General features: G+C 73.6%; 7 protein-coding genes. 4 read left to right on the forward strand and 3 right to left on the reverse strand.

What is annotated here, in order from left to right:
- Positions 1 to 324 precede the first annotated feature (324 nt).
- The 3 genes from ACZ6NC_RS11780 to ACZ6NC_RS11790 all read left to right on the forward strand — a co-directional run bounded on the left by ACZ6NC_RS11780 (position 325) and on the right by ACZ6NC_RS11790 (position 5,790).
- The gene (locus ACZ6NC_RS11780; RefSeq protein ID WP_465731489.1) at positions 325 to 1,398 is read left to right on the forward strand and encodes a GAF domain-containing protein; all 1,074 of its coding nucleotides are present in this window, start codon (positions 325 to 327) and stop codon (positions 1,396 to 1,398) included.
- 460 nt (positions 1,399 to 1,858) lie between these two features.
- A complete protein-coding gene (locus tag ACZ6NC_RS11785) occupies positions 1,859 to 3,403 on the forward strand; it encodes a lipase maturation factor family protein (RefSeq protein ID WP_465731490.1) in 1,545 nt (514 codons plus the stop codon).
- Between the two features lie 206 nt (positions 3,404 to 3,609).
- Positions 3,610 to 5,790, forward strand: coding sequence for a hypothetical protein (locus tag ACZ6NC_RS11790; protein ID WP_465731492.1), 2,181 nt, complete (start codon positions 3,610 to 3,612; stop codon positions 5,788 to 5,790).
- A gap of 100 nt (positions 5,791 to 5,890) precedes the next feature.
- Here ACZ6NC_RS11790 and ACZ6NC_RS11795 read toward each other — a convergent pair whose 3' ends face one another.
- The 3 genes from ACZ6NC_RS11795 to ACZ6NC_RS11805 all read right to left on the reverse strand — a co-directional run bounded on the left by ACZ6NC_RS11795 (position 5,891) and on the right by ACZ6NC_RS11805 (position 9,100).
- Positions 5,891 to 6,916, reverse strand: coding sequence for a transglycosylase SLT domain-containing protein (locus tag ACZ6NC_RS11795; RefSeq protein ID WP_465731494.1), 1,026 nt, complete (start codon positions 6,914 to 6,916; stop codon positions 5,891 to 5,893).
- A 113-nt stretch (positions 6,917 to 7,029) separates the two neighbouring features.
- Positions 7,030 to 7,899 (reverse strand): helical backbone metal receptor, encoded by an 870-nt coding sequence (locus tag ACZ6NC_RS11800; protein ID WP_465731496.1) that lies wholly within the window; start codon positions 7,897 to 7,899, stop codon positions 7,030 to 7,032.
- A 337-nt stretch (positions 7,900 to 8,236) separates the two neighbouring features.
- Entirely contained in the window at positions 8,237 to 9,100 is an 864-nt protein-coding gene (locus tag ACZ6NC_RS11805) for an SDR family NAD(P)-dependent oxidoreductase (protein WP_465731498.1), read from the reverse strand.
- A gap of 106 nt (positions 9,101 to 9,206) precedes the next feature.
- Between ACZ6NC_RS11805 and ACZ6NC_RS11810 the strand changes: the two genes are divergently transcribed.
- The gene (locus tag ACZ6NC_RS11810; protein ID WP_465731500.1) at positions 9,207 to 9,788 is read left to right on the forward strand and encodes a CGNR zinc finger domain-containing protein; all 582 of its coding nucleotides are present in this window, start codon (positions 9,207 to 9,209) and stop codon (positions 9,786 to 9,788) included.
- The last annotated feature ends 417 nt before the right edge of the window (positions 9,789 to 10,205 follow it).

Consider the following 10,205-nt stretch of genomic DNA (forward strand, 5'->3'; position numbering starts at 1 on the left):
GTTGGGGTGGCGGTCGGCTGCCCCAGTGCAGCCGGTGCGTGCGGAAGTGCGGACCGTGCCGTGGGGGACACCGTCCGTGTTTTCGGCAGGGCTCATTGTTGTATGGGGATCCGGGTGTCTCCAGAGTCGATCTTTGATTGGCGTGAATCGGATCGCCCAAGGACGGTCGAGGATTGAGAGGCCGCGTAGCGGGGAAGTGATCTTCTCCCGCTTTGACGACCAGTCGAAACGCTGCCCACGTGCATCTTTGACTGTCCATCAGCAACCGGGGATCCGGTGGGCCGGGAGCGCGGATCGTGCCGGATGTCTGATTACATGTGCGCCATGACTGATGTGATGAGCACTCCAGGCCAGTTCCCGGGTGCCGGCGGTGAGTCCGAGCGGACCCGCAGGCTGCGCAGCCTGGGTCTCAACGAACCGACCGCGGACGAGGCCTTCGACCGCTTCGCTCACCTGGCCGCCAGCATCACCCGCGCCCCCATCGCGATGGTCAACTTCATCAACGACGAGCGGCAGATGTTCCGGGGGCTCTATATTCCGCCAAACTCGACCGAGATCTCGGCCGAAGGGGGCGCCTCCTGGGCCGATCGCGGCATCGCCTTCGACCTTCCGACCCGTCAGATGCCGCTGAGTCACGGCTTCTGCCCGCACGTCGTCGCCCAGCGCTCGCCGCTCGCCCTCGACGACATCCTCGCCTACCCCCGCTTCGCCGGGAACCCGGTCGTCGACGAACTCGGTGTGCGCGCCTACCTCGGCGCACCGCTGGTCGACGACACCAACACCGTCATCGGCACCGTCTGCGTCCTCGACCGCGAACCCCGCCAGTGGGGCCGCGAGCGGCTGCGCGACATCCAGCACCTCGCCGAGGCGCTGCTCTCCGAGATCCGGCTGCGCGACAACCTGCTCGCCCAGCAGCAGGAGATGTTCGCGGCCTTCGACGGCTCGCCCTTCCCGATCATGCTCACCGACGGCCCCGGCCAGGAGATCCGCTACGCCAACGCCCAGCACGCCGACATCTTCGGCGCCCCGGCGGCGTACGGCTCGGTCGGCCACGCCTACCCGCAGCTCGGCGCGGCCGGCCTCCAGCAGGCGGTCGCCGAGGCGTACCACGCCGGGCGGGCCACCGTCCTCAACGACGTCCGGATCAACTCCACCCGGCCGGACGCCCAGCGGATCCAGCAGATCTTCAGCTTCACCTGCACCCCGCTGCGGGCCGCGCGCACCGGCCAGGTCAACGGTGTCCTCACCGTCGGCATGGACGTCACCGCGCAGTCCCGCACCGAGGAGGAGCTGGGCACCCTGGCCGCACTCCTGGTCGACCGGCTCCAGCAGAACGGTGCCACCACCGGCCGCCCGGGCCTCGGTGCCGGGAACACCGGCCTCGTCCTGCCGGGCTGAGCCCGCACCCGGCCCCCGTCCGGCCCACCGCCACCGTGGCGGGGCGCCTCTCACCCCCGATGAGAGGCTCCCCGCCACGGTGCCTTCTTGTGCGGGGCCGCCGGCCGGCGCTGCCGGTACGGAAAGGATGAGGACCTGGGCCGGGGCAAGCGGCAGGACCGCGGCCCCGGCCGGGCAATGGTCCCAGGCCGGATGGAACGGCGCCTGGCCCGTGCGGGTGAACCGGTCGCCCTCGTGCTGCGGCCGTGTCCCGCCGTGCGGCCTTCGATGGTAGGCATGGGCCGCGTGACTCCTCCCCAACGGCCAAAGCCGTGGGGCTTCGAGTCGGCCTGATGGCCGCCCCCGGACAAGCCCTGCCCGCTGCACAGACGCAGGGCTCGGTGCTACAAGCACGGTTCCCGGGCCGGGAGTGCGTTTCGTCTACCGGCCGAAGCCGGCGGTCCTCTCGGAGGGAGTTCTCATGGACTGGTTCGCCGCCCCCGAGTACTGGCTGAGCAGGCTGCTCGTGCAACGGCTGCTGGCCGCCGTCTACCTCACCGGCTTCCTCGCCGCCGCCGCCCAGTTCCGGGCCCTGATCGGCGCCGACGGGATGCTGCCCGTCCCCCGCTTCACCGCCCGGGTACCGTTCCGCCAGGCGCCCGGCCTCTTCCACCTCCACTACAGCGACCGCTTCTTCGCCGCCGTCGCGTGGACCGGCGCCGCACTCTCCGCCGCCCTGGTCGCCGGGCTCGGCGACGCCGTCCCGCTCTGGGCGTCGATGCTCCTCTGGGCGCTGCTCTGGGTGCTCTACCTCTCGATCGTCAACGTGGGGCAGACCTGGTACTCCTTCGGCTGGGAGTCCCTGCTGCTGGAGGCCGGCTTCCTGGCCGCCTTCCTCGGCAACGAGGACGCCGCCCCGCCCGTCCTGGTGCTCTGGCTGATGCGCTGGCTGGTCTTCCGGGTCGAGTTCGGCGCCGGACTGATCAAACTGCGCGGCGACAGCTGCTGGCGCGACCTGACCTGCCTGCGCTACCACCACGAGACCCAGCCCATGCCCGGCCCGCTCAGCTGGTTCTTCCACCACCTGCCCGCTCCGTTGCACCGGGTCGAGGCGGCAGCCAACCACGTCACCCAACTCCTTGTCCCGGTCGGCCTCCTCCTCCCGCAGCCGGCCGCCACCTACGCGGCCTGCGTGATCGTGGCCACCCAGCTCTGGCTGGTCGCCTCCGGCAACTTCGCCTGGCTCAACTGGCTCACCATCACGCTCGCCCTCGCGGCCGTCGACCCCGCCCGGCTCGGCCTGCCCGTCCACCCCCGCGCCTACGGCGGCACGCCCGGCTGGTTCGAGGGCATCGTGATCGCGCTGACCGCCGCCGTCGCCGTCCTCAGCTACTGGCCGGTACGGAACCTCGTCTCGCGTCGGCAGGTCATGAACCGCTCCTTCAACCGCCTCCACCTCGTCAACACCTACGGCGCCTTCGGCAGCGTCAACCGCATCCGCCAGGAGGTCGTCGTCGAAGGCACCGACGAGCCGGCCGTCACCCCGCACACCGTCTGGCGCGAGTACGGCTTCAAGGGAAAGCCCGGCGACGTGCGCCGCCTCCCGCGCCAGTACGCTCCGTACCACCTGCGCCTGGACTGGCTGATGTGGTTCGCAGGCATCTCACCCGCCTACGCCCGGCCCTGGTTCCTGCCCTTCGTCGCCCGGCTGCTCGCCAACGACCCGGACACCCTGCGGCTGCTGCGCCACAACCCTTTCCCCGACGCCCCGCCGACCCACGTCCGGGCGACCCTCCACCTCTACCGGTTCACCGATTGGCGCGAACTGCGCGAAACCGGAGCCTGGTGGCGCCGTACCGCGCTCCACGAGTACCTCGCACCGGTCAACCTCGCCACCCTCACCCGATCCGGTTACCGGCCACCGCTCGGCCGGCGCACCCGCACCGTGCCGATGAACGGGCTGCGCCGGCGGCCCGGCCACCCGCCCGGCCCCGAGCCGCACCACCCGCCCGGCCCTCCCGAGTAGCGGCCAGGCGGGCGGTGTGGCACGCCACACCGGCCCGGAGGGCGGTGGGTGCGTGCAAGGCTCGAACGGGCACCCGTATTCTTGGCCTCCACAACCGGCAGGCCGACCGCGCGCCCCAGCCCCATCCGCCGGGGCAACCGTGCGCACCCGGCCCGCCGTCCCCCTCGCCGCCCGCCCCGCCGCAGTCGCCCAGAACCGGACCTCACATGACAGTGCTTCACTCGCGCAACGCCGACGCGGCCGACGCCGCCGATGCCAAGGCCGCCGACGCCGCCACCGCGGCCGACGCCGACGCCAACGACGCCAAGGACGCCAAGGACCTGGAGCAGACCCGCAGCCAGGCGGCGGACACCGACCTCCGCGACGAACTCGGCCGCTACGCCGAACTCGGCGCCTTCACCCTCACCGCCGAGACCCACGCCTGGTACGCGGCCGTCGACACCGTCGCCACCCCCGAGGACGCCCGCGCCGCCTCCACCGTCCTCGCCGAACTGCGCGGCCGCGACCTGCAGCAGACCTGGGAGGCCGTCACCACCCTCGCCGCCGACGCCAAGCTCGACGAGCCCGGCACCGTCGCCGTCGCCGCCCTGTTCGCCGAGACGCTCCAGCGCGTCCACCAGACGTCCGCCACCCTGACCGGTGCCGCGTACGACGCCGACCTCGACGCGCTCGTCGCCGCCACCGCGGACCGCGCCTGGCGCCGCGAGCGCGGCATCAAGCTCTCCTTCCTCAAGGTGCGGGCACTGCGCAAGCAGGCCGCCGCGCTCGCCGCCGGCGGCCGCAAGGTCCGCCCCGAGGAGCTGCACGAGGCGCTCACCTCCGCCGAGATCGAGCGCCGGGCCTGGGCCGTCCTCGCCCCGACCGGCGCCCTGCCCGTCCCGCCCGCCGACGGCGCCCTGGTCGAGGGCACCGCCGCCGCCGTCGACGCGATCGGCACCGGCCTGCGCGACCTCGGCCGCCTGCTGCCCGAGCACGACCTCGACGCGCTGCCGTTCGGTGAGCTCGTCGACCTGGTCGAGCGCCTCGCCGCCGACGAAGGCACCCTCTACCGCCTCCCCACCATCCGCTCCCTGCGCACCTCCCTGGAGGAGGCCGGCCTCGGCGAACTGCTCGCCGAACTCACCGCCGCCCGCGCCGACCGCCGCGCCGCCGAGGCCGCCTTCAGCGCCCGCCAGGCCCTGGCCGGCGGGCAGCGGGACGGCCTTACGGGGCGGGAGGAGACCACCGAGCCGGAGGCGGCGCCGGTGGCCGAGGTCGAGCCCGAGGTCGAGGTCGAGCCTGAGGTTGCGACTGACGTCGAGGCCGAGGCTGCTGAGCCGGAGGTTGTCGCCGAGGCCGTGACCGACGTCGAGGACGCGACCGACGCCGAGGACGCGACTGACGCCGACGTGGAGGTCGAGGCCGACGCCGACGCCGACGCGGAAGCCGAGGCCGACGTCGAGCCTGAGGTCGAGGCCGAGCAGCCTACGGCCGTGGAGCCCGTCGAGGTCCAGCCCGTCGTTGTCACCCTCCCGGCGCCGTCCCCCGCTGCCGACGACCTGGTCGGCGTCACCTCGGTCAAGGCCGAGGCCGACATCGAGGTGGCCGAGGTCGAGATCGAGCCCGAGGCCGTGGCTGACGTCGAGCCGGCCGTGGCCGAGGAGGCCGAGGTCGAGGTCGCCGAGCCCGAGGCCGAGCCCGAGGTCGTGGAGCCGGTTGCCGAGATCGAGCCCGAGATCGAGGCCGAGGTTGAGGTGCCCGAGGCTGACGCCCCGGCCGAGGTCGTCGAGGTGGAGCCGGCCGCCGAGGTCGAGGCCGAGCCCGTTGCCGAGGCCGAGCCGGTGACCGCCGAGGTCGAGGTCGAGCCCGTTGTCGAGGAGACCGCGCCCGAGGTTGTGGAGCCGGCCGCCGACGTGGAGGCCGTCGAGGTCGCCGCCCCGGCCGAGGTCACCGAGCCGGAGACGGCTGCTGACGTCGAGGCCGACGCGGTGGTCGAGGAGCCCGAGGCCGTCGTTGCCGAGCCCGCGGTAGCCGAGGAGACGGTCGAGGAGACGGCTGAGGAGGTCGCGCCGGAGCCGGTCGCCGAGGCGGTCGTCGAGACCGAGCCCGAGACTGAGCCCGAGCCCGAGCCCGAGCCCGAGACCGAGGCCGTGGCCCCCGAGCCCGTCGCCGCCCCCGAGTCCGCCACCGCCGGGCAGCCCGAGAAGCCCGACTTCACGCCGGGCCGTCCCGTCACCGCCTACTCCGCGGACGAGCTGCTCGCCGTGGTGCGGTGGGTGGACGCCGACGGTGTGGAGCGCAGCGAGGAGGAGCTGCTGCGGGCGGCCATGAAGGAGCTGGGCTTCGCCCGCCTCGGCCCGCGGATCAAGGAGGCGCTGGGCGCCGCCGTCACCGCCGCGCGCGCCTGACACAGCGCGGCGCTGACCGGTTCAGCGACAACGAAGGGTCCGGTGGAGGCGGCGTGCAGCCCCTCCGCCGGGCCCTTCGTCATGCGTGTGCCCGCGTCGCTCAGCCCGCCTTGTTCCATGGCGCGCTGGCCATCAGCGCCTTGACGTTGGCGACGTAGCTCGGGTTGGGGATGGCCAGGCTGCCGGTGGTCGCGCCGGTGGCCGGGTCGGTGACGGTGTTGTAGTGCACGTTGCCTGCGCCCGCGTTGTACGCGGAGATGACCAGGTCGAGCAGCGGCGTCTTGCCGGTGGCGGGGTCGGGGGAGAGGTCGTACTTCCCGCCGAACGAGGAGTCGCCGTAGTAGGCGACCAGCCAGTCGAGCAGCTGGGTGCCGAGCTGGACGTTTCCGGCCAGCGTCTTCGGGTCGGAGGTGGTCCCGAACTTGCTGTTCATCCAGCTCACGGTGGCGGGCATGATCTGCATGGTGCCGATGCCGCCGTCGCAGGCGAGGATGCCGGACTGCCAGCCGCTCTCCTGCCAGGCGATCGCCTTGACCAGGCCGACCGGAAGGGCCGGGAGCTTGTCGGTGCCGCCGTTGCTGAGGTTCAGCGTGCGGGGCTGGCCGGCGGCCGAGGTGAGCGCTGCGGCGACGGCCTCCTTGGGCTCGTCGGGCTGCGGCTTGCTCGGTGTGCAGCCGCTCTGCAGCGGCGGGACGTGCGGGGTGGCGGGGGCGGGCGGCGGCGGGGGTGCGACCGGCCCGGGCTTGGCCGTCGGCGCGGGCGCGGGCGCGGGCGCCGCCGCCACCGGCGCCGGAGCGGGGGCCGGCGCGGCCTTCGGGGCGGGGTCGGCGGGCTTGGCGGTGGTGGGCTTGGCGGTGCTCGCCGACGCGGTCGGGCTCGGCTTGGCTGTCTTGCTCGCCGTCGGGCTCGGTGAGGCGCTCGCACTGGCGGTGGCGCCGGCCGTCGCACTGGGCGACGCGGTGGCCGTCGGCGTCGTGGACGGCGAGGCGTCCGTGGCGGTGGCCGCCGCCGGGGCCGGCGTTCCCCCGGCCGTGTCGTCCGCCTTCTTGCTGCCGCAGCCCGTCAGCAGCGCCGTGGACACGGCCGCCGCCGACACCAGTACCAGCGCCTGCCGTGAAGCACGCACCTTCATATGTTCCGCCCCCCTGTGTCACCGGCCGACCCGGTGAGAGGGCGACATCCTACGATGATCGGATCATCGCTCCGACCGTCGGGGCGGGCACGGATCCGGTACGAAGCTCACCGCCGCTCGTCCCCCCGCAGCGACGCCCTCGCCAGCTGCGCCGCGAGCAGCGCCGGCGCCTCCGCCAACGACGGTCCGTACCAGGTCAGATGGCGCCCGCTGACCAGCGCCGCCGGGATGCCGGGGAACGCCTCGGGGCCGTCGTCCGCCGTGAAGCGGTACGGCTCGTCCGGGAGGACCACCAATTCGGGTTCATCGGCGAGGAGTTCGGGCAGCGGAACGGCGGGGTACCGTTCCGGGTGGCCGGCGTGGAGCAGGTGGACGCCGAGGCGGCCGAGGAGGTCGCCGGCGAAGGTGTCGCGGCCGAGCACCATCCAGGGGCGGCGCCAGATCGGCACGACGGCGCGTAGCGGGCTCGACAGCGGATGGACACCGGCCCGGAAGGCTCGGGACGTCCGGGCGGCCAGCGGGGACGAGCCGGCCTGCGGGGACCAGGCGGCCTCGGCGGCGTCGAGCCACGCGGGGCGGGGCAGGCCGCAGCCGACCGTCAGGAGACGGTCCAGCGAGGCGAACGCCTGCTCCAGGGTGCGGATGTCGGTGACCCAGACGGCCAGCCCGGCGGCCCGCAGCGCGTCGAGGTCCGGTCGGCGGTTCTCCTCGTCGTTGGCGAGGACCAGGTCCGGGGCGAGCGCGGCGACCCGGCGGACGTCGGGGTTCTTGGTGCCGCCGATCCGCTCCACCGCCAGACCGGCGGGGTGGCTGCAATAGTCGGTGGCGCCGACCAGCAGCCCGGGCGCGGAGACGGCGACGGCCTCGGTCAGCGAGGGGACCAGCGACACCACCCGCCGCACCGGCCCGGCCCCGAGCGCCACCGGCAGCCCGAGATCGTCCAACGGCTCTGCGGGGAAGCTGGAGTGGGAGGCCATGCGGCCACCCTAGCCCCCGCGTTTCGGTTGGGGCTGGTTGAGCTGGGTTGATCTTCGTTGTGGTGGTTCTTGGCTTGTTCGAGTGGGGTTGGCATGCTGCGGGCGCGACGCGCGGTCGGGTGCTCCTTGGTCCTCGGGTCGTGGGCCACCGAGCCGGTGTGCCCGTCCCGGACGGCACCGGGGCGGGCGGAGCGGGCCCGTAGCCGTCACGGTGGCCCGGGCGTCATCTGCCTGGCCGGCCGTGCCCTCGCGCGCCCTCCGCGAGGGCACGGCCATCTTTCGTACCATCGGCCGGCGCGGCTGCGGTCGCCGGCTGGTGAACGGGCCTCCCGGCGGGTCAGGCCGGCTGGGGAGCGCTGTCCACGCCGCGTGTGACGGCGACCCAGTCGTCCAGCTCCTGGAGACGGGCGGTCAGCGCCTCCCGGAGGCCGTCCTCCGCCGCGCGTCCCAGGGCCAGGCGCAGCGGCGGCCGTGCGGCGTCGACGGCGGTCAGGACGGCCGCGGCGACTCGGGCGGGATCGATGAAGGCCTCGGGGGGAAGCCCGCCGAGCGAGCTCTGGACGGCGCGTACGGTCGGGTCGTAGTCGGCGGTGGGTTCGGCGAAGACGAGGTGGGAGAGGAAGCCGGTCCCCAGGTAGCCCGGCTCGATCAGGGTGAGCTTGATGTCCAGTGGGGCGAGCTCGGCGGCCAGGGCGTCGGAGAGCCCTTCGAGCGCGTACTTGCTCGCCGAGAGCAGGCCGACGCCGGGGTGTGCGGACTGCCCGTAGAGCGAGGATCCCTGGATGACATGGCCCGAACGCTGCCCGCGCAGCACGGGCAGCGCCGCGCGGAGCACGTTCAGCGGGCCGAAGAGGTTGGTGTCGAAGACGGCCCTGGCCTGCGCGTCCGTCGCCTCCTCGACAGCCCCGAAGAGTCCGTAGCCGGCGATGTTGGCGACCACGTCGATGCGACCGAAGGCGGCGAGGGTCTGCTCGACGGCGCGGTGGGCCGCGCCCTCGTCGCGGACGTCGAGTTCGAGCGCGATGGCCCGGCCGGGGTAGCGGTCGACGAGGTCGGCGACCGATTCCTTGCGGCGGGCGGTGGCCGCGACGTGCTCGCCGCGGTCGAGTGCGGCCAGCGCGAGTGCGCGGCCGAGGCCCTGGGAGGAGCCGGTGATGAACCAGGTGCGGGGCGTGTCCGTGGTGTTTCCGCTGTTCGTCATGGTTATGACCATAGGCAGTTAGCTAATAACTTACAAGCCCAGGTTTGCGCTGGTGTCTATGACCGTCAGAGGTGACGCCTCTCCCGCATCGGGTAGTGTGGACCTCATGGCCATGGATGCGAGCGGGTCGATGCTCACCCCTTCGGCGGCGGCTGAGACCGTCCTCACCTTCGTCAACACCCGTGCGATCGACGGCAGTCGGGAGGAGCTCCGCGACGGTGCCGCCTTCTCCCGGTGGCTGCGGCAGGAGGGTCTGATCGACTCCGCCGCGCTGGTCACGGACGCCGATGCCGCCGCCGCCCGCGAACTGAGGGACGCTCTGGTCCTGGTGCTGCTCGCGCACGCGGGCGAGCAGGACGAGCAGGGCCGGGCCGGAGCCGAGGAGTACCTGCGCCGGGGTGCGGAGCTGTACCCCCTGGCGCCTGTGATCACCGCCTCCGGCGTCCGGCTCACGCCCGTCCGGAGCGGGGTGCCGGGTGCGCTCGCCGGGATGCTCGCGGCAGCGTCCGACGTCGCCCTCCGCGGCTCCTGGATGCGCCTCAAGGCCTGCCGGAACCCACCGTGCCACCTCGGGTTCTACGACCGTACGCGCAACTCCTCCGCCGCCTACTGCAGCCCGAACCGCTGCGGAGCCCAGGTCGCCATGCGCACCTACCGGAGCCGCAAGGCGAAGGAGGCCGGCCAGTAGCCGGTAACCAGGTGAGCCGGTCCGGGCGGCGGGCCGCTGGCTGCGGCCCGCCGACAGGACGGTGCGCAGCTCGGCGGGCTGTCCGGCGCCGAACCGGGAGAGTGACGGCCCGAGCGGGAACGCCGGCCGTACAGCGGTGGAAAGTCGCGGGAACCGGGCGGGGGTGGTGGCCGACTACCTGGTCCGGGTTCGTAGGACGGGCCCGAGCACGACCATTGACCAGGAGAGTTGTCATGCGCCCTCGCGTGTTCTGCGGCATCGCGGCCGCTGTTGCCCTGTTCGCCACGGCCTGTGGGAGCGGCGGTGGAGGGAGCACGGACAGCAACAGCGGTGGGGGGGGGGGGGGGGGGGGGGAAGGGGGGGGGGGGGGTGGGGGGGGGGGGGGGGGGGGAGGGGGGAGGGGGGGGGGGGGGAGAA

It is taken from the genome of Kitasatospora sp. NPDC041988 (assembly GCF_055588525.1).